Source organism: Streptomyces sp. NPDC001480, assembly GCF_042894725.1.
GTDB lineage: Bacteria > Actinomycetota > Actinomycetes > Streptomycetales > Streptomycetaceae > Streptomyces.
In genome coordinates, this window is the sequence record NZ_JBIAVX010000028.1 from 33,366 (window position 1) to 55,906 (window position 22,541).

The 22,541-nt window shown below is 74.8% G+C and carries 1 protein-coding gene (only partly in view); it reads right to left on the reverse strand.

The features are described 5' to 3' along the window. Positions 1-22,344 carry the 5' portion of a type I polyketide synthase gene (locus ACFY01_RS42255; RefSeq protein WP_390741079.1) on the reverse strand. It extends 2,073 nt beyond the left edge of the window, so the window shows 22,344 of its 24,417 coding nt (coding positions 1-22,344); the start codon lies at positions 22,342-22,344; its stop codon lies off the left edge, out of view. Positions 22,345-22,541: the final 197 nt, after the last annotated feature.

Consider the following 22,541-nt stretch of genomic DNA (forward strand, 5'->3'; position numbering starts at 1 on the left):
GCCGAACGCTCCGGCGAACATGCCCATGACCCGGTCGCCGACGGCGACGGAGGTGACGTCGGCACCGGCCTCGGTCACCACGCCGGCGCCTTCCAGGCCGATCGCCGTCGCGTCGCCCGGGTACATGCCGAGGGCGGTGAGGACGTCACGGAAGTTGACGCCCGCGGCGCGCATCGAGATACGGACCTCGCGGGGCGCGAGGGGACCGGTCACCTCGGGGCATGCGGTGAGCCGCAGGCTCTCCAGGGTGCCCCGCTCCTCGACCCCGAGCCGCCAGGCGTCGGCGCCCGCGGGCTCGGCGAGGGCGCGCCGCGGGTCGAGCGGGATGATCCGCGGTGTGGTCACCGCGCCCTCCCGGACGGCCAGTTCGAGGCTGCCGGAGGCGAGGGCGGTGGGCAGCGCGGCCGCGGAGGCGGGGTCGGTGTCGAGGTCGGCGAGGACGAACCGGCCGGGGTTCTCGGAGCGGGCCGAGCGCACCAGGCCCCAGGCGGTGGCCCGGGCCGGGTCGGCGGGCCGGGAGCCGACCCGCACGGCGTCACGGGTGACGACGGCGAGCCGGGCGTGCGCGAACCGGGGTTCGTCGAGCCACTGCTGGACGAGGCCGAGGGTGTGGTGTGCGGTGGCACGGGCGGCGGCGGCCAGGTCGGCGCCGCCGGGCAGAGCGCCACGGCCGGCATCCGGCAGACCCGCGGGCTCGGCGGCCGGCAGGCCGGCGGCAGTGGAACCAGCAGCGGCAACAGCCAGACCGGCGGCAGGCAGACCCGCGGAGGGCAAGCCGGCGGCAGCCAGGTCGGCGGGCAGTGTCAGCAGCACCGTCTCCGGGACCTCGGTGTCCGAGGCGGCGAGTGCGGTCAGGTCGGCGAAGACCCGGACCGGCGAGCCCGCTCGCTCCAGCTCCGCGGCCAGCGTGCGCGCTTCGGCGCCGCCGACCAGGGTGAGGTCCGCGCCCGGGGCCGCCGCCCGGCCCGCGGGCACGGGCGCCCAGTCGAGTTCGTACAGGCCCTCCTGGCGGGCCGCGCCGATGGTGGCGCCGCCGAGGTCACCGGTGAGTTCGCGCAGGGTGAGCGAGCCGATCGTGGCGACCGTCCGGCCGGCCGTGTCGGCGAGGGCCAGGCTGACCGACTCCGGGCCCTCCTGCACCATCCGCACCCGCAGCGCGCCGGCGCCGGCGGCTTCCAGGTGGACGCCGTTCCAGGAGAACGGCAGCCGGCCCGCGTCCTTCATGGGCACGAACATCACGGCGTGCAGCGCGGCGTCGAGGAGCGCCGGGTGCAGGTCGAACGCGTCGGCGGCCGGGTCCGCGGCGTCGGGCAGCGCGACCTCCGCGAAGACCTCCTCGCCGCGCAGCCACACCGACTTCAGGCCCTGGAAGAGCGGCCCGTACAGGTGGCCCCGCTCGGCGAACCGCTCGTAGAAGCCGTCGAGCGGTATCTCCTCGGCGTCCCTGGGCGGCCAGACGGCGAAGTCGTACGGCGGTGCTTCCGGCACGGTCGCGCCGGCCGTGAGGAGACCGGAGGCGTGCAGCGTCCACGGCTGCTCGGGGCCGGCGTCCTCCGCCCGGGAGTGCACGGTGAGGGCGCGGGCGCCTGCCGCGTCGGGTTCCTCGACGTGCAGTTGCACCTGTACGGCGCCGCGCTCGGGAAGGGTGAGCGGGGTGAGGATCGTCAGCTCCTCCACCCGGTCGCAGCCGACGTGTTCGGCGGCGTGCAGGGCCAGGTCGAGGAAGCCGGTGGCCGGGAAGAGCGCCGTACTGGTGAGCGCGTGGTCCGCGAGCCAGGCCTGGCCGCGCAGCGACAGCCGCCCGGTGAACAGCCGGGCCTCGCCGCCGGCCAGTTCGACGGCCGCGCCGAGCAGCGGGTGGGCCGTGGAGCCGAGGCCCGCCGAACCCACGTCGCCCAGCAGGACGGGCGGGCCGGGCCAGAACCGCTGCCGCTGGAAGGCGTACGTCGGCAGCTCGACCGGCCGTGCGCCGGTGCCGTCGAAGACGCGGGTCCAGTCGGCCTCGACGCCCTTGACGAACGCCCGGGCCAGCCCGGAGAGCAGTGCCTCCCGTTCGGGGCGGTCCTTGCGGAGGGTGGGTACGAAGAGCAGCTCGCCGCCGCTGTCGCCCGTGACGCAGGACTGGGCGAGCGCGGTGAGCGTGCCGTCCGGGCCGATCTCCAGGAAGCGGCGGACCCCGCGCTCTTCGAGCACGCGGACACCGTCGGCGAACCGGACCGCTTCCCGGACGTGCCGCACCCAGTACTCCGCCGACTCCAACTCGCCCGTGGCAGCGACCTGTCCGGTCAGGTTCGACACGACCGCCATGCGGGGCGCGCTATAGGTGACACTGCCGGCGACCGCCCGGAACTCGGCCAGCATCGGCTCCATCAGCGGCGAGTGGAAGGCGTGGGAGACACGCAGGCGGGAGGTGCGACGGCCCAGCGCCGCGATTTCCTCGGCGACCGCCGAGGCCGCCGCCTCGGCACCCGAGACCACCACCGACCGCGGCCCGTTCACCGCCGCGACGGACACCTCACCCGTCAGCAGCGGGACGACCTCTTCTTCGGCGGCCTCGACGGCGAACATCGCGCCGCCTGCGGGCAGTTGCTGCATCAACCGGCCCCGCGCCGCCACCAGACGGCAGGCGTCTTCGAGGGACAGCACCCCGGCCACATGTGCGGCCGCCAGCTCACCGACCGAGTGCCCCACCAGGAAGTCCGGGCGCACGCCCCACGACTCCACCAGCCGGAACAAGGCAACCTCGACCGCGAACAGCGCCGGCTGCGTCCACGCCGTCTGGTTCAGCAGCTCCGGATCCGTGCCGAAGACCACCTCCCGCAGCCCGCCGTCCAGATGCGCGCACACCGCATCGAAGGCCTCCGCGAACACCGGGAAGGAGTCATACAACTCTCGCCCCATCCCCAGCCGTTGAGCTCCCTGACCGGAGAACAGGAACGCGACCTTGCCTTCGCCGCGGGCGGAACCGGTGACCGTGGACGGGTCCGGCTCGTCGTCGGACAGCGCCTGCAGACCTCGTACGAGGGTGTCGCGGTCCGTGCCGAGGACGACCGCGCGGTGTTCGAAGACGGAGCGGTGGGCCGCCAGGGACAGGCCCACATCGGTGGAGGCCGCCTCCGGCCGGTCCAGGAGATGGGCGAGGAGCTGGGCGGCCTGCGCCCGCAGGGCCGTGCGGCTGCGGGCGGTCACGACCCAGGGCAGCGGGCCGTCCGGGGAGATGGCCGGGGCGGGGTCGGCCGGGGCGGGCTCCTCCTCGACGGTGGCGGACTCGAGGATCAGGTGGGCGTTGGTGCCGCTGATGCCGAAGGAGGACACGCCCGCGCGGCGGGGGCGGTCCGTCTCGGGCCAGTCGACGGCCTCGGTGAGCAGGCGGACGTCGCCCGCCGCCCAGTCCACGTGCGACGACGGCTGGTCCACGTGCAGGGTGGCGGGCAGTACGCCGTTGCGCAGCGCCAGCACCATCTTGATGACGCCGGCGACACCGGCCCCGGCCTGGGTGTGGCCGATGTTCGACTTCACGGAGCCGAGCCACAGGGGCCGGTCGGGCTCGCGGTCCTGTCCGTAGGTGGCGATGACGGCCTGGGCCTCGATCGGGTCGCCCAGTGTGGTCCCCGTACCGTGCGCCTCGACCACGTCGACCTCGCCGGCCGCCACGCCCGCGTCGGCCAGCGCGGCACGGATCACCCGTTGCTGGGAGGGGCCGTTGGGAGCGCTCAGGCCGTTGGAGGCGCCGTCCTGGTTGACGGCGGAGCCGCGTACGACGGCGAGGACGGGGTGGCCGTTGCGGCGGGCGTCGGACAGCCGCTCCACCAGCAGCATGCCGCCGCCCTCGGAGAAGCCGGTGCCGTCGGCGGCGTCGGCGAACGCCTTGCAGCGGCCGTCCGCCGCCAGTCCGCGCTGCCGGCTGAAGTCCACGAACAACCCGGGCGAGGCCATCACGGTGACACCGCCGGCCAGCGCGAGGTCACACTCGCCCGAACGCAGCGACCGCACGGCCAGGTGCAGGGCCACCAGGGACGCCGAGCACGCGGTGTCCACGGTGACCGCCGGGCCCTCCAGGCCGAAGGTGTAGGAGAGGCGGCCGGAGACGACGCTGGCGGCGTTGCCCGTCAGCATGTAGCCCTCGAAGTCCTCCCCGGAAGCGGCCAGCATGCCGGTGTAGTCCTGGCCGTTGGTGCCGGCGAAGACGCCGGTCCGGCTGCCGCGCAGGGTCTTCGGGTCGATGCCGGCCCGCTCGAACGTCTCCCAGGACATCTCCAGCAGCAACCGCTGCTGCGGGTCCATCGCGACGGCCTCGCGCGGCGAGATGTTGAAGAACGCCGGGTCGAAGGCGCTGGCGTCGCTCAGGAAGCCGCCGGTGCGGGTGGAGACGCGGCCGGGTTTTCCGGGCTCGGGGTCGTACAGCGCGTCGAGGTCCCAGCCCCGGTCCTCGGGGAAGGGCACGAGTCCTTCCCCGCCGTCGAGCAGCATGCGCCACAGCTGTTCGGGCGTGTGCACGTCGCCCGGGAAGCGGCAGCCCATGGCGACGATCGCGATCGGCTCGTCGTCCGCTGCCCGCGCGACCGGCTCGGCGGTCGCCGTGACCGGCTGTTCCTGTCCAGCCCATTCGGTCAGTTCGGTCAGGAGGTGGGCGGCGAGCGCGTCGCAGGTCGGGTGGTCGAAGACGAGGGTGGCGGGCAGGCGCAGTCCGGTGACGCGGTTCATGCCGTTGCGCAGTTCGACGGCGCTGAGCGAGTCGATGCCCAGGTCGGTGAAGGGGCGGCCGGGTTCGACCGCCTCGGCGGACGGGTAGCCGAGGACCTTCGCGACGTAGGAGCGGACGACGTCGAGGACGGCGTCGGCGCGTTCGTAGTCGGGCAGCCGGTCGAGGTGGGCGCGCAGGGAGGAGTCGTCCGCGGGGGCGTCCGGCTGCTGCGCGCGGGCCGTGTCCAGGGCGCGGCGGGCCTGGGGCAGTTCGTCGAGGAGGCGGCTGGGGCGGGGTCCGGTGAAGGCGAGCGCGTACGTGTCCCAGCGCAGGTCGGTGACGGTGACGACGGTGTCGTCGCCGTCGAGGGCCCGGCCCAGCGCGTCGCAGGCGGGCCCGGTGTCCATGGGGTGGACGCCGTAGCGGCGCATGCGGTCGCCCGCGGCGTCGCCGACCATGCCGCCGTCGGCCCACAGGCCCCAGGCGACGGCGGTGGCGGGCAGGCCCTGGGCGCGCCGGTGGTGGGCGAGGGCGTCGAGGAAGGCGTTGCCGGGGGCGTAGTTGCCGAGACCGGCGCCGCCGAGGACGCCCGCGGTGGAGGAGAACAGGACGAACGCCGACAGGTCCGTCTCCCGGGTGAGTTCGTGGAGGTGGAGTGCGGCGGTGGCCTTGCCGCGCAGGACGGGGTCCATGCGGTCGGCGGTCAGGGAGTCGACGACACCGTCGTCGAGGGAGCCGGCGGCGTGGAACACGGCGTCCAGGGGGCGGTCGGCAGGGATCGAGGCCAGCAGGGCGCTCAGGGCGTCCCGGTCGGCGACGTCGCAGGCGGCGAGGGTGACGTCGGCGCCGAGGGCGGTCAGTTCGGTACGGAGTTCGTCGGCGCCGGGGGCGTCTGCGCCGCGGCGGCCGGCCAGGACCAGGTGGGTGGCGCCGCGTCCGACGAGCCAGCGGGCGAGGTGGCCGCCGAGGGCGCCGGTGCCGCCGGTGACGAGGACGGTGCCGCGCGGGCGCCAGGTGCGGGTGGTGGTCAGGGGGGCGGCGGCGTGGACCAGGCGGCGGCCGAAGGCGCCGGAGGCCCGGACGGCGATCTGGTCCTCCTCGCCGGGAGCGGCGAGCACGGCGCACAGGCGGGTGGCGGCCCGGCCGTCGAGTTCGGCGGGCAGGTCGACGAGGCCGCCCCAGCGTTCGGAGTGCTCCAGCGCGGCGACCCTGCCGAGGCCCCAGACGAGGGCCTGGGTGGGGCCGGTGACGGTTTCGGAGGCCCCGACGGCGACGGCGCCGCGGGTGGCGCACCACAGCGGGGCGTCGGTGTGCGTGTCGCCGAGGGCCTGGACGAGCGCGAGGGTGCCGGCGAGACCGAGCGGGACCGCCGGGTGGTCGGGGTGCGGGCGTTCGTCGAGCGCGAGCAGGGAGAGCACGCCCGCCACGGCGGGGGCGTCCGGCGTGCCGTCCGTCGCGTCGTCCTCGGTGCCCAGGGCGGCGGTGAGGAGGGCGGCGAGTGCGGCGCGGTCGGTGCCGCCGTCGGGAACGGTGACGAGGCGGGTGTCGCGGGCGCCGCCGCCGGTCAGGGCCCGGCGGGCGGCGTCGACGAGTTCTTTGTGGCCGCCCGGGTCGGCGGGGGCGACGACGAGCCAGGTGCCGGACAGGGTGCCGATGGCGTGCTCGGTCAACGGGGACCATGCGACGCCGTAGCGCCAGGACTCCGTGGTGGAGCGTTCACGGCTGGTGCGGCGCCAGTCCGCCAGGGCCGGCAGCAGGGCGCTCAGCGGCGCGTCGACGGGCAGGTCGAGGGCGTCGGCGAGCGCTTCCGGGTCCGCCTGGTCGACGGTCTCCCAGAAGCGGGCCTCGGCCGGGTCGGCCGGCTGGGAGCCGAGGTCGGCGGCGGTGTCGGGCTGCCGTACGTTCGGCCAGTACCGCTGCTGCTGGAAGGGGTAGGTGGGCACGTCGACGCGGTGGGCGCCGGTGCCGGCGAAGACGGCCGTCCAGTCGATGTCGACGCCGTGGACGTGGGCCTCGGCGACCGAGGTGAGGAACTGGTCGAGTCCGCCCTTGTCGCGGCGCAGGGAGCCGAGCACGGCACCCTCGACGCCGGCGTCCTCCAGGGTCTCGCGCAGGCCGACGGCGAGCACGGGGTGCGGGCCGACCTCGATGAAGGTGCGGTGGCCCTCGGCGATCAGGCCGCGCACGGCCTCCTCGAACCGTACGGTCTCGCGCAGGTTGGTGTACCAGTACTCGGGGCCGAGCTCGGTGGTGTCCTGCCACCGGCCGGTGAGGGAGGAGCGGAACGGGATCTCGGCCGACCGTGGTTCGATGCCGGCGAGGGCGTCGAGCACGGTGGCGTGGATGGGTTCGACCTGCGGCGAGTGGGAGCCGTAGTCGACGGCGACCTTGCGGGCGCGGACACCGTCCTCGGTGAGGGCGGTGAACAGTTCGTCGAGCGCGGTGGCCTCGCCGGACACCACCACGGAGGCCGGTCCGTTGACGGCGGCGACCGCGAGGCGGCCGTCCCACGGACTCATGCGGGCGCGGGTCTCGTCGGCGGCCAGCGGTACGGACATCATGCCGCCGGTGCCGGCGATGCCGACGATGGCCCGGCTGCGCAGGGCGACGGTCCGGGCGCCGTCGTCGAGGGAGAGGGCCCCGGCGACGCAGGCGGCGGCGATCTCGCCCTGCGAGTGGCCGACGACGGCCGCCGGGGTGACGCCGAGGGAGCGCCACAGCCCGGCGAGGCTGACCATGACGGCCCACAGGGCGGGCTGGACGACGTCGACCCGGCCGAGGTCGGCCGCGTCCTCGTCGCCGCGCAGGACCGCGGTCAGGGACCAGTCGACGTAGGGCGCGAGAGCGCGTTCGCAGTCGGCGACGAGCGCGGCGAACACCGGTGAGGCGGCGAGGAGTTCGCGGGCCATGCCGGTCCACTGGGCGCCCTGTCCGGGGAAGACCAGGACGGGTTCCGCGCTGCCGGCGCCGGCGGTGGCGGTGACGACGCCGGGCCCGGTGACGGGGGCGCCGGCGGCGAGGGTGCCGAGGGCCTCGTCGAGCGCGTCGCGGTCGGTGGCGAGGACGGCCGCCCGGTGTTCGAAGGCCGGGCGGGTGGTGGCCCGGGAGTACGCGAGGTCGGCGAGGCGGGTGCCGGGGTGGGCGAGCAGATGGGCGCGCAGTCGCGCGGCCTGGTCCCTCAGCGCGGCCTCGGTACGGCCGGACAGCACGGTCGGTACGACGGGCAGGGCTCCGGCGGGGAGGCCGGCGTCCGGGGCGGCGGTGGCCGCTCCGGTGCCGGGCACTTCGGTGCCGGACACCTCGGCGTCGGGCGCCTGTTCGACGATGACGTGGGCGTTGGTGCCGCTCATGCCGAACGAGGAGACGCCGGCGCGGCGGGGACGCCCGGTCTCGGGCCAGTCGAGCTGCTCGGTCAGCAGCCGGACCTCGCCCGCGGTCCAGTCGACGTGCGGGGTGGGGGTGTCGGCGTACAGGGTGCGCGGCAGGACGCCCTCGCGGAGGGCCATGACCATCTTGATGACGCCGCCGACACCGGCGGCGGCCTGGCTGTGGCCGATGTTGGACTTCAGGGAGCCCAGCCACAGGGGGTGGCCGTCGGGCCGGTCCTGGCCGTATACCGCGATGAGCGCCTGGGCCTCGATCGGGTCGCCGAGGGTGGTTCCGGTGCCGTGCGCCTCGACCGCGTCGACCTCCCCCGGGGCCAGGCCGGCGGCGGCGAGCGCCTGGCGGATCACCCTCTGCTGCGAGGGTCCGCTGGGCGCGGTCAGTCCGTTGGAGGCGCCGTCCTGGTTCAGGGCGCTGCCGCGCAGCACGGACAGCACCGGGTGGCCGTTGCGGCGGGCGTCGGAGAGCCGTTCCAGGACGATCATGCCGACGCCCTCGGCCCAGCTGGCGCCGTCGGCGTCCGCGGAGAACGGCTTGCAGCGGCCGTCCGGGGCGAGCGCGCGCTGCCGGCTGAACTCGATGAGGGAGCCGGGAGTGGACATCACGGTCACCCCGCCGGCGAGCGCGAGGGAGCACTCGCCCTGGCGCAGCGCCTGGGCGGCGAGGTGGAGGGCGACGAGGCTGGAGGAGCAGGCGGTGTCGACGGAGACCGCCGGGCCCTCCAGGCCGAGGGCGTAGGCGATGCGGCCGGACAGCACGCTGGGCGAGTTGCCGGTGCCGACGTAGCCCTCGACGTTGTCCTCGGCGGCGGCCAGGATCGTGACGTAGTCCTGGTAGGTCACGCCGGCGAACACGCCGGTGCGGCTGCCGCGCGCGGTGGTCGGGTCGATGCCGGCGCGTTCCAGGGCCTCCCAGGACGTTTCCAGCAGCAGGCGCTGCTGCGGGTCCATGGCGAGGGCCTCGCGGGGGCTGATGCCGAAGAACGACGGGTCGAACCGGCTGGCGTCGTGGAGGAATCCGCCCTCGCGGGTGTAGACGGTGCCCGGGTGGTCGGGGTCCGGGTGGTAGAGGGTCTCGGGGTGCCAGTCGCGGTCGGTGGGCAGCGGCGATATCCCGTCGGCGCCGGCCAGGACGAGGGCCCACAGGTCCTCGGGGCTGCGGACCCCGCCGGGGTAGCGGCAGGCCATGCCGACGACGACGATCGGATCGTCGTCCACGGGCGCCGCGGAGCGGACGGTGTCGTCGTCCCCGGCGGTGCCGAACAGGTCGGCGTCCAGGTACTGGGCGAGGGCGTTGGGGGTGGGGTGGTCGAAGACCAGGGTGGCCGGCAGTGCCACGCCGAGCGCGGTGCCGAGCCGGTCGCGCAGTTCGACGGAGGTGAGCGAGGTGAACCCGAGGTCCGAGAAGGACCGGGCGGCCTCGACGTCAGCGGGACCGTCATGGCCGAGCACGGCCGCGACCTCGGTCCGCACGGTGGTGAGCAGCGTACGCACCCGCTCGCCCGCGGAGCGCCCGGCCAGCTGCTCGATCAGGCCCGCCCCGGACTTCGCCTCCCGCGCCGCGGCGCGCCTGGCGACCCGCCGGGCCACCGCCGGGGACTGCTGTCCGGGCGAGGTGGGGGCGGGGGCGCTTGTCCCGTCGGCGGCGGCACCGGCTGTCGCGCCCGACGCGCCTGCCCCGCCGGTAGCGGCATCCGCCGCGGCCGACTCGGCGCCGGTGGCGGCCGGCGCACTTGCCGCACCGGCGGCACCCGGGGTGGGTGAGGCCGGGGGCACCCGGCGCATCAGCAACGACGCGATGCTGAGGACGGGGTCGCCGATCGCGTCGGCGGTTTCCAGGGTGAGGGTGTCGGGGCCGGTGCGGGAGAGGCGGACGCGCAGGACCGTGGCGCCGGTCGCCTGGAGGGAGGCGTCGCCGAGGGAGAACAGGACGCGGCCGTCGCCGAATCCGTCGAACGCGCCGAGGCCGAGCGGGTGGAGGGCCGCGTCCAGCAGCGCCGGGTGCAGATCGAAGCGTCCGGCCTCGGTCTCGGTGCCCTCGGGGAGGGCGACCTCGGCATACACGGCGTCACCGTCGTGCCAGGCGGCCTTGAGGCCCCGGAAGACGGGCCCGTAGTCGAGTCCCGCCGCGGCGAGCCGTTCGTAGCCGCCGTCGAGGGCGAGCGGTTCGGCACCGGCGGGCGGCCAGGCGGCGAAGTCGTACGCCTCGGCCGCACGGTCGGGTTCACTGCTGGTCAGGAGTCCGCCGGCGTGCCGGGTCCAGGGGCCGTCGGCGGCGGGGTCGTCGGCCCGGCCGTACACGCCGAAGGCACGGGCACCCCGTGCGTCGGGCTCCGCCACGCGGACCTGGAGGTGGACGCCGCCGTGCTCGGGGAGGACGAGCGGGGTTTCGAGGACGAGCTCGCGGACGTGCCCGCAGCCGGTGTGGGCACCGGCGCGCAGGGCGAGTTCGAGGAACGCGGTGCTGGGCACCACGAGGGAGCCGGCGACCCGGTGCGCGGCGAGCCAGGGCTGCGCGTGCGCCGAGAGGCGTCCGGTGAGGACGACGGTCTGCCCCTCGGCCGGCGGCACGACCGCGGCGAGCAGGGGGTGGCCGGCGTCGAGGAGTCCCGCCGCCGACGGGTCGCCGGACGCCACCGGTACGTCGAGCCAGTACGACCGGTGCTGGAAGGCGTAGGTGGGCAGCGGCGCGGGCCGGCCGCCGGGAGCGACCGCGTCCAGGCAGGACCGCCAGTCGACGGGCACGCCACGCGTGTACAGGGCGCCCACGGCGGCGACGAGGGCGTCGGGTTCGGGGCGGTCGTCGCGCAGCGCGGGCACGGCGAGGTGGCCGGGTGTCTCCCAGGCGCCCTTCGCGAGGGCGGTCAGCGTGGTGTCGGGCCCGAGTTCGAGGTAGTGCGCCACGCCGGCGTGCTCCAGCCAGGCGATCCCGTCGGCGAAGCGGACCGCCTCGCGGACGTGCCTGACCCAGTACTCGGGCGAGGAGAGTTCGCCGGCCGCGGCGGGCCTGCCGGTGGTGTCGGAGACGACCGGGATGCGCGGCTCGCCGTAGCGGATGCCTTCGGCGACGGCCCGGAAGCCGGCCAGCATGGGTTCCATGCGGGGCGAGTGGAAGGCGTGGCTGACGCGCAGCCGGGTGGTCTTGCGTCCCTCGCCCGCGAAGTGCGCGGCGACGGCGAGTACGGCCTCCTCGTCGCCCGCGATCACCACGGACCGGGGGCCGTTGACGGCGGCCAGGCCGATCTCGTCCTCCCGGCCGGCCAGCAGGGGCAGCACCTCCTCCTCGGCGGCCTGGACCGCGACCATGGCACCGCCCTCGGGCAGGGCCTGCATGAGCCGGCCCCGGGCGGCGACCAGCCGGCACGCGTCGGGCAGGGAGAGGACGCCGGCGACGTGGGCGGCGACCAGTTCGCCGACGGAGTGACCGAGCAGGTGGCCGGGCCGTACGCCCCAGGACTCGACCAGCCGGTACAGCGCGACCTCGACGGCGAACAGCGCGGGCTGCGCGTATTCCGTGCGGTCGAGGAGGGCGGTGTCGTCGCCGAGCACGACCTCGCGCAGCGGCCGCTCCAACTGGCCGTCGAAATGGGCGCACACGGCGTCGAAGGCGTCGGCGTAGACGGGGAAGGCGGTGTAGAGGCCACGGCCCATGCCGGGGCGCTGGGTGCCCTGGCCGGCGAAGAGGAACGCGGTGGAGCCCTCGGTGAGGGTGTCGCCGGTGACGGCGTCCGGGGACGGTTCGCCCGCGGCGACGGCCGCGAGGCCGCGCAGCAGGTCCGCCCGCCCGGTGCCGTGCACCACGGCCCGGTGTTCGAAGCCGGGCCGGGTCGCCACCAGGGCGTGGGCGATGTCGGCGGTGTCGAGCCCCGGGTGCTCCTCGACGTGGGTGAGGAGCCGTGCGGCCTGCTCGCGCAGGACGGCGGCGCTGCGGGCGGACACGATCCACGGCGTCGCCGCTTCGGGGGCGGCCCGGTGGGCGGTCGCCTCGGGGGCGGCCGGCGCGGGCGGGGCCTGTTCGATCACGACGTGGGCGTTGGTGCCGGACACGCCGAAGGCGGAGACGCCGGCGCGGCGCGGACGGCCGGTGTCCGGCCAGTCCCGCTGGTCGGTCAGCAGCCGGACGCCGCCCGCGTTCCAGTCGACGCGCGACGTGGGCGCGTCGGCGTGCAGGGTGCGCGGGAGGACGCCCTTGTCGAGGGCGAGGACCATCTTGATGATGCCGGCGGCACCGGCGGCGGCCTGCGTGTGACCGATGTTCGACTTCACCGAGCCGAGCCACAGCGGCCGGTCCTCGGCCCGGCCCTGCCCGTAGGTGGCCAGCAGCGCCTGCGCCTCGATGGGATCGCCGAGCACGGTGCCGGTGCCGTGTGCCTCGACGGCGTCCACGTCGGCCGGGGCGAGACCCGCGGAGGAGAGCGCCTGGCGGATGACGCGCTGCTGCGCGGGTCCGTTCGGCGCGGTCAGTCCGTTGGAGGCGCCGTCCTGGTTGACCGCGGTGCCACGGACGACGGCGAGGACGCGGTGGCCGTGGCGCCGGGCGTCCGACAGCCGCTCCACGACGAGTACGCCGACGCCCTCCGACCAGCCCGTGCCGTCGGCGCCGTCGGCGAACGCCTTGCAGCGGCCGTCGGGGGCGAGGCCCCCCTGGAGGCTGAACTCGACGAACGCGCCGGGGTTCGCCATGACGGTGACGCCCCCGGCCAGGGCGAGGTCGCACTCACCCGACCGCAGGGACTGCGCGGCGAGGTGCAGGGCGACGAGCGAGGAGGAGCAGGCCGTGTCGACGGTGACCGCGGGGCCCTCCAGGCCGAGCGCGTACGCGACCCGGCCGGAGACGACGCTTCCGGCACCGCCCGTCAGCAGGTGTCCGCCGAGGCCCTCGGGTACCTCGGTCAGGCCCGTGCCGTAGCCGGAGCTCCCGGCGCCGACGAAGACGCCGGTGCGGCTGCCCTTGAGGCCGGCCGGGTCGATACCGCCGCGCTCCAGCGCCTCCCAGGACGTTTCCAGGATCAGCCGCTGCTGCGGGTCGATCGCGAGCGCCTCGCGGGGGCTGATGCCGAAGAACGCCGCGTCGAAGCCGGCCGCCTCCGTCAGGAAGCCGCCCGAGCGGGTGTCGCTGGCCGCGAGCAGGGTCTCCAGGTCCCAGCCGCGGTCCTCGGGGAAGGCGGAGACCGTCTCGAGGCCTCCGGAGACGACCCGCCACAGGTCCTCGGGACCTGTCACACCGCCCGGCAGCCGGCAGCCCATGCCGACGATGACGACGGGGTCGGTGTCGGGCCCGCTGTCGGGTCCGGCACCGGTTTCGGCGCCGGTTCGGATGCCGGTGTCGGTGCCGAAGAGTTCCTGGCTCAGTCGGGTGGTGACGGCCAGCGGTGTGGGGTGGTCGAAGACGAGCGTGGACGGCAGCGGCACACCGGTGGCGCCGGTGAGCGCGTTGCGCAGTTCGACGGCGGTCAGCGAGTCGAAGCCCAGTTCACGGAAGGTCCGCCCGGGGGCGACGGCGGCGGTGTCGGTGTGGGCGAGCACGACGGCGGCGTGTTCGCGGACCAGCGCGAGGAGTTCCGCGTCGCGGTCCTCGGCCGGAAGCCCGGCGAGCCGTGCGCGCAGGGCGGCCGCGGTGTCCGTGCCGGCCGTCGTCCGGTCCGCGCCGCGCAGTGCGTCGGCGGCCTCCGGCAGGGTGGACAGCAGCGGGCTGGGGCGGCCGGTCGTGAACGCGGGAGCGAAGCGGTCCCAGTCCACGTCGGCCACGACCACGGCGGTGTCGCCGAGTTCGAGCGCCCGGGAGAGAGCGCGCAGCGCCGACTCGGGCTCGAGCGGGCACAGTCCCCGGCGGCGCAGCAGTTCCTGCGCCTCGGCACCGGCCGCCATGCCGCTCTCGCCCCAGGGGCCCCAGGCGACGGCGGTTCCGGTGAGCCCCTGGGCGCGGCGGCGTTCGACGAGGGCGTCGAGGTGGGCGTTGGCCGCCGCGTAGGCCGCCTGGCCGCCGCTGCCCCACACCCCCGCGATCGAGGAGAACACCACGAACGCCGACAGGTCGCCGTCCCGGGTCAGCGTGTCGAGGTGATCGGCCGCCACGGCCTTGGCGCGCAGCACGGCGGCCGTGCGCTCGGGGGTCGTCGCGTCGATCACGTCGTCGTCCAGGACACCCGCCGCGTGGAAGACCGCGTCGACCGGGTGCCGCCGCAGCAGCTCGGCGACCGCGTCGCCGTCGGCCATGTCACAGGCCTCCACCGTGACCTGGGCGCCGAGTTCCTCGAGTTCGCGGATCAGCTCGCCCACGCCGGGGGCGTCCGGGCCACGGCGGCTGGTGAGGACCAGTTCCCGAGCGCCCCGCCCGACCAGCCAGCGCGCCAGGTGCGCACCGAGCGCCCCGGTACCGCCCGTCACCAGCACCCGGCCCGACGCGTGCCAGGCATCGGCCGACAGCGCCGGCGCGCCGCCGGGCACGGGGGCGTGGGAGAGGCGGCGGGCGAACACGTCCGCTCCCCGTACGGCCACCTGGTCCTCGGCGCCGTCGACCACGACTGCGGCCAGTGCGGCCAGGACACGACGGTCCGGACGGCTGGGCAGGTCGACGAGACCGCCCCAGCGGTCGGGGTGTTCCAGGGCCGCGACCCGGCCGAAGCCCCACAGGGCCGCCTGCGCCGGATCGACGACACCTTCGGAGGAGGCGCCCGCGGTGACGGCTGCGGTGGTGAGCAGCCACAGGGGTGCGGTCAGGTCGGCGTCGCCCAGTGCCTGTACGAGGGTCAGGGCGTCCGCCGTGCCCTGCGGGCGGGCCAGGACACCGGTGACGGGCTCCCCTTCCGCTGCGGCGGCGGTGAGGAGCTGTGCCAGCTCGGCGCGGCCGGCCTGGGGATCGTAGGTCAGCTGCTCGATGCCGGGCAGGAACTCACCGATGCCGTCGAGCGGGCGGGCATCGGAGGGCTGGAGGAGCAGCCAGCGGCCGGTGTCCGTCACGGGGGGCGGTACGGTGGCGGGCTGCCAGTCGATGCGGTAGCGCCAACCGTCGACACGAGAGCGCTCTGCCGCGCCCCGACGCCAGGCGGACAACGCCGGCACGACGGCGTCGAGTTCCTGCTCGCCGACGCCCAGGACCTCGGCGAGGCCCTGCGCGTCACCGCGCTCCACCGCCTGCCAGAAGTCCGCGTCCAGCGGATCGGCCGAGGCGGCGACAGTGGCCGACTGCGCGGGCTCGGGCCAGAACCGCTCGCGCTGGAAGGCGTACGTCGGCAGCTCGACCGGCCGCGCACCCGAACCCGCCAGCAGGGCCGGCCAGTCGACACTCACCCCGTGCACGAACGCCTTCGACAGCGCGGCCATCGCGGTGTCCGGCTCGGGGCGGTCCTTGCGGAGGGTGGGTACGAAGAGTGTCTCGGCGCTGTGGCCCGTGACGCAGGACTGGGCGAGCGCGGTGAGGGTGCCGTCCGGGCCGATCTCCAGGAAGCGGCGCACTCCGCGTTCCCGGAGCGTGTGCACGCCGTCGGCGAACCGGACCGCTTCGCGGACATGGCGCACCCAGTACTCGGCCGACTCCAACTCACGGGCGTCCGCGACCTGTCCGGTCACGTTCGACACGACCGGGATGCGCGGTGCCGCGTAGGTGACGCTGTCCGCCACCGCACGGAAGTCGGCCAGCATCGGCTCCATCAGCGGGGAGTGGAAGGCGTGGGAGACGCGGAGGCGGGACGTGCGACGGCCCAAGGCCGCGACTTCTTCCGCGACCGCCGAGACCTCCGCCTCGGCACCCGAGATCACCACGGACTGCGGCCCGTTCACCGCCGCGACCGACACGTCCGGCGTCAGCAGCGGCACGACCTCCTCCTCGGAGGCCTCCACCGCGAACATCGCACCACCCGCAGGCAGTTCCTGCATCAGCCGGCCCCGCGCCACCACCAGACGGCACGCATCCTCCAGCGACAGCACCCCGGCCACATGCGCAGCCGCCAACTCACCTATGGAATGCCCGACGACGTAGTCCGGGGACAGGCCCCAGGACTCCACCAGCCGGAACAACGCCACCTCCACCGCGAACAACGCCGGCTGCGTCCACCCCGTCCGGTTCAGCAACTCCGCATCCGCGCCGAACACCACCCCACGCAGGTCACCCTCCAGATGCGCGCACACCGCGTCGAAGGCGTCGGCGAACACCGGGAAGGAGTCGTACAACTCCCGCCCCATGCCGAGCCGTTGAGCCCCCTGACCGGAGAACAGGAACGCGACCTTGCCCTCGGTCACAGCACCCTGCACCGGGACGGCCAACAGCCCCGCGAGCAATTCTTCCCGGGAGGTACCACGGACCACCGCACGGTTCTCGAAGGCCGACCGTGTCCTGGCGAGTGACAACGCCACGTCGGCGGGGTCCAGCTCCGGGTGGGCCTGCACATGGGCCCACAACCGTTCCGCCTGAGCGCGGAGTGCGTCGCTGCCCTGCCCGGAAACGACCCAGGGGATCACCGGCAGCGGCCGGGAGACCTCGGTGGCTTCCTCCTCCACCGGCTCGGGCGCCTGCTCCAGCACCACGTGCGCGTTCGTGCCGCTCAACCCGAACGAGGACACACCCGCCCGGCGAGGACGCGACACCTCCGGCCACTCCGCCGGCTCCGCCAGGAGACGTACCTCACCCGCCGACCACTCCACGTGCGACGACGGCTCATCCACATGCAGGGTGGCGGGCAGTACGCCGTGCCGCAGCGCCTCCACCATCTTGATCACACCCGCGACACCCGCGGCGGCCTGCGTGTGACCCAGATTCGACTTCACCGAGCCGAGCCACAGCGGGCGGCCGGCGGGCCGGTCCTGCCCATACGTGGCGATCAGCGCCTGCGCCTCGATCGGATCACCCAGCGCGGTGCCCGTGCCGTGCGCCTCCACCGCGTCCACGTCCTGGGGCGACAGGCCGGCACTGGCCAGCGCCGCCCGGATCACCCGCTGCTGCGAAGGACCGTTCGGAGCCGTCAGACCGTTGGAGGCACCGTCCTGATTGACCGCCGAACCCCGCACCACCGCCAGCACCGGGTGACCGTTGGCCCGGGCGTCCGAGAGCCGCTCCACCAGCAGCACCCCGACACCCTCACCCCACCCCGTCCCGTCCGCACCCTCCGCGAACGCCTTGCACCGGCCGTCCCCCGCCAGCCCGCCCTGACGGCTGAACTCCACAAACGCCCCCGGCGTCGACATCACCGTCACACCACCGGCCAAGGCAAGATCACACTCGCCAGAACGCAGCGACTGCGCGGCCAGATGAAGAGCGACCAATGACGACGAGCACGCGGTGTCGACAGTGACCGCCGGACCCTCCAGGCCCAGCACATACGACACCCGCCCCGAGAACACACTCGCCGCGTTCCCCGTGCCCACGTAACCGCCGAAGTCACCCTCCGACACCGAAAGCAACGCCGGATAGTCCTGGCCGTTGGTCCCCGCGAACACCCCCGTCCGCGAACCCCGCAACGACCGGGGATCGATCCCGGCCCGCTCCACCGCCTCCCACGAGGTCTCCAGCAGCACCCGCTGCTGCGGATCCATCGCCAACGCCTCACGCGGCGAAACACCGAAGAACCCCGCATCGAACGCACCCACATCACGCAGGAATCCACCCCTGCGGGTGTGGCTCGTGTAGGGCCCGTTCGGTGTGTGGAGGGCGTCCAGGTCCCAGCCTCGGTCGGTGGGGAAGTCGACGATCCCGTCACGCCCCTGCGACAGCAGCTCCCACAACGCCTCCGGGGAATCCACCCCGCCCGGGAAACGGCACGCCATCCCCACGATCACCACCGGATCGTCCGACACCCCCACCACGGAACCCGAGGACGACACCCCGGACGCCTCCGCGACCACGCCGCCCAACTCGCCGTACAAGAACTCCGCCAGAGCCACCGGAGTCGGATAGTCGAACACCACCGTCGCCGGCAGCCTCACCCCGCACTCCGCCCCCAGCACGTTCCGCAACTCCACCGCGATCAGCGAATCCACACCCAGATCACGGAACGCCCGATCCGCCGGAACCGCCTCCGGACCCCCATGACCCAGCACAGCCGCCGCCCGCGCCCGGACGGTGTCGAGGAGTTCGGCGCGCTGTGCCTGTGCGGTGAGGCCGGTGAGCCGTTCCCGCAGGGCGGTCGCGGGGGTGCTCCGCTCGGACGGGGTCTTGGGGGCGGCGTACAGCTCGCCGAGGAGCGGGCTGGTGCGTACCGCGGTGAAGGCGGGCCCGAACCGGGTCCAGTCGATGTCGGCGACGAAGGCCACGGGGGACGGCGAGGCCGCGCAGACGGCGAGGGCGTCGAGGCCGGTCACCGGGTCGAGGAGGTTGACGCCTCCGCGGCGCTGCCGGTCCTCGGCCGAGGCGTCGGCGGCCATGCCGCCACCGGCCCAGGGGCCCCAGGCCACGGAGGTGGCGGGCAGCCCCTCGGCACGGCGGCGCTCGGCGAGCGCGTCCAGCATCGCGTTGGCGGCGGCGTAGTTGGCCTGGCCCGCGGAACCGACGGTGCCGGCGAAGGAGGAGAAGAGGACGAACGCCGAGAGGTCACGGTCGCGGGTCAGCTCGTCCAGATGGAGGGCGGCGTCGACCTTGGAGCGGATGACCGTGTCGAACTGCTCGGGGGTGAGCCCGTCGAGGACTCCGTCGGCGAGTACTCCGGCGGTGTGGACGACGGCGTCCACGGGGTGGTCCGCCAGCAGCTGTCGTACCGCCTCACGGTCCGTCATGTCACAGGGCACAAGGGTCACTTGGACGCCAGTGGCCGACAGTTCGGCTTCCAGTTCGGTGGCGCCCGGTGCCTCGGGGCCGCGCCTGCTGGTGAGGACGAGGTGATCGGCTCCCTGTGCGGCGGCCCAGCGGGCCACACGGGCGCCGAGCGCGCCCGTGCCGCCGGTGATCAGGACCGTACCGCCGGGCGTCCAGGGCGTGCCGGGTTCCTCCGTGACGCGAGCCAGGCGGCGCGCGAGTACGCTCCCGGCGCGGACGGCCACCTGGTCCTCTTCGACACCGGTGCCGGACAGCAGGGCGGCCAGCCGGGACGCGGTGCGGCGGTCGAGGTCGCCCGGGAGGTCGATGAGACCGCCCCAGCGGTCGGGGTGTTCGAGCGCCGCCACCCGGCCCAGGCCCCAGACGGCGGCCTGGTCGAGGCGGGGCGGAGCGTCGCCATCGCCGGTCGTGACCGCTTCCCGGGTGAGGGTCCACAGTGGGGCGGTGATGCCCGTGTCCCCGAGTGCCTGCACGAGGAGGGCGGCGGCCAGGACACCTTCCGGTGTTCCGGCGCGCTCGCCCGGGGAGAGGGCCAGGGCCGACACCACTCCGGCGACGGGGGTGTCCCCCGCGGCGGCGGCCAGCAGCTCGGCGAGTGCCGTGCGGTCGGCGTCGGCGGGGCAGGGCACGGTGACCACGTCGGCGCCTCGTGCGGTCAGGGCCTCGGTCAGGGCGCCGTTCCAGCCGTCGTCGTCGAGGGCGGCCGGGGTGACGAGCAGCCGGCGGCCGGTCAGCCAGGCCTCGCCGGGCAGGCCGGCCACGGGGCGCCAGGTCACCAGGTAGCGGTGGTCGCCCTCGGCGGTGGCGGCGGCCGGGCCGTCGGCCCGGTAGGAGCGTTCGAGCCAGTAGCGGTCGCGCCGGAAGGCGTACGTGGGCAGGTCGACGCGTCGTGCGCCGGGGAGGAGGGCCGACCAGTCGGACGTACGGCCGTGGACGTGCAGGCGGCTTACGGCGGTCGTCAGAGCCTCGGCCTCGGGGCGGTCCTTGCGGAGGGTGGACACGAAGAGCGCCTCGTCACCGGCGGCGACGCAGGACTGGGCCAGCGCGGTGAGCGTCCCGTCCGGGCCGATCTCCACGAACCGCGTGACACCCTGCTCTTCGAGCGCGTGCACACCGTCGGCGAACCGGACCGCCTCCCGGACGTGCCGCACCCAGTACTCCGCCGACTCCAACTCACCGGCGTCCGCGACCTGTCCGGTCACGTTCGACACGACCGGGATGCGCGGTGCCGCGTAGGTGACGCTGTCGGCGACCGCACGGAAGTCGGCCAGCATCGGCTCCATCAGCGGCGAGTGGAAAGCATGGGAGACGCGGAGGCGGGACGTGCGACGGCCCAAGGCCGCGACTTCTTCCGCGACCGCCGAGACCTCCGCCTCGGCACCCGAGATCACCACGGACCGCGGCCCGTTCACCGCCGCGACCGACACCTCACCCGTCAGCAGCGGGACGACCTCCTCCTCGGAAGCCTCCACCGCGAACATCGCCCCACCCGGAGGCAGTTCCTGCATCAGCCGACCCCGCGCCACCACCAGACGGCACGCATCCTCCAACGACAGCACACCAGCCACATGCGCAGCCGCCACCTCACCAATGGAGTGGCCCACTACGAAGTCCGGGGACAGGCCCCAGGACTCCACCAGCCGGAACAACGCCACCTCAACGGCGAACAACGCCGGCTGCGTCCACCCCGTCCGGTTCAGCAACTCCGCATCCGCGCCGAACACCACCCCACGCAGGTCACCCTCCAGATGCGCGCACACCGCGTCGAAGGCCTCCGCGAACACCGGGAAGGCGTCATACAACTCCCGTCCCATCCCCAGCCGTTGAGCCCCCTGCCCCGAGAACAGGAACGCGACCTTGCCCTCAGCGCCGGCGGAACCGGTGATGACGCGGTCGGCGGGTCGGCCCTCGGCGAGTGCGGTGAGGCCGGTCAGCAGGTCGGTGCGGTCCGTGCCGAGGAGGGCGGCGCGTTGTGGGAGGGCGGAGCGGGTGGCGGCGAGGGACCAGGCGAGGTCGTAGAGGTCGGTGTCGGGGTGGTCGGTGAGGTGGGCGCCCAGGTGTGCGGCCTGTTGGCGCAGGGCGTCCTCGTCGCGGCCGGAGAGCACCCAGGGCAGCAGGGGGAGGCCGGCGCGGGTGGGGGCGGGCTCGGTGTCCGGTTCGGCCGTGGGGGCCTGTTCGATGACGGCGTGGGCGTTGGTGCCGGAGACGCCGAAGGCGGACACGGCGGCACGGCGCGGCCGGTCCCCGGTGTCCGGCCAGTCGGTGGGCTCGGTCAGGAGCTTGACGTTCCCCGCGGCCCAGTCGACGTGCGAGGACGGCTGTTCGACGTGGAGGGTGCGCGGCAGGACGCCGTGCCGGAGCGCCAGGACGGTCTTGATGACGCCCACGACGCCCGCAGCGGCCTGGGTGTGGCCGATGTTGGACTTCACGGAGCCGAGCCACAGGGGCCGGTCGATCTCGCGGCCCTGGCCGTAGGTGGCGAGGAGGGCCTGGGCCTCGATGGGGTCGCCGAGCGCGGTGCCCGTGCCGTGGGCCTCGACGGCGTCGACGTCGGTGGCCGCCACGCCCGCGCCTGCGAGGGCGGCGAGGATGACGCGCTGCTGGGAGGGGCCGTTGGGGGCGGTGAGACCGTTGGATGCGCCGTCCTGGTTGACGGCGGAGCCGCGTACGACGGCGAGGATCTGGTGGCCGTTGCGCCGGGCGTCCGACAGCCGTTCGACGACGATGACGCCGACGCCCTCGGCCCAGCCGGTGCCGTCCGCGTCCTCGGCGAACGCCTTGCAGCGGCCGTCGGAGGCGAGGCCGCCCTGCTGCCCGAACTCGATGAAGGCGCCGGGGCTCGACATGACGGTCACGCCGCCGACGACGGCGAGCGAGCACTCGCCGGAGCGCAGTGACTGGGCGGCCAGGTGGAGGGCGACGAGGGAGGAGGAGCAGGCGGTGTCGACGGTGACCGCAGGGCCCTCCAGGCCGAGCGTGTAGGCGACGCGGCCGGAGACGACGGACATGGAGGTGCCGGTCAGCAGATGGCCGCGGACGTCGTCGGGTACCTCGCTGAGGCCGCTGCTGTAGCCCTGGTCGCTGCAGCCGACGAAGACTCCGGAACGGCTGCCGCGCAGGGTGGCGGGGTCGATGCCGGCGCGTTCGAAGGCCTCCCAGGTCGCCTCCAGCAGCAGGCGCTGCTGCGGGTCCATGGCGAGGGCCTCGCGGGGCGAGATGCCGAAGAAGGCGGGGTCGAAGCGGTCGGCGTCGAGGACGAAGCCGCCGCGGCGGCTCTCACCGCCGGTGGCCTGGTCGGGGCCGAGGTCCCAGCCGCGGTCGGCGGGCCATTCGGTCACGGCGTCGGTGCCGGAGACCAGCAGGTCCCAGAAGTCCTCGGGTGAGCGGACGCCGCCGGGGAGGCGGCAGCTCATGCCGACGACGGCGACGGGCTCGTTGTCCTTCGACTCCAGCCGGCCCAGCTTGCGCCGGGTCTCGTGCAGTTCGACGGTGAGCCGTTTGAGGTAGTCCCGAAGCTTCGCTTCATTCGACATGGACTGCCCCCATGCTGTTGTGGTGACGGAACGGCCGCACCTCCTGCGGCTTGGACAGCATGTCCCGGGTGGCAGCCGTTTCCGGGGCCCTGGCCGGGTTGTCTGGGGAAACCCTTGGAAATCATCACCGCAGGCCCGGGGCCGGACATGGCGAAGCGACGGTGCCCGGCGAGAGGGGTCGCCGGGCGCCGCCGCTT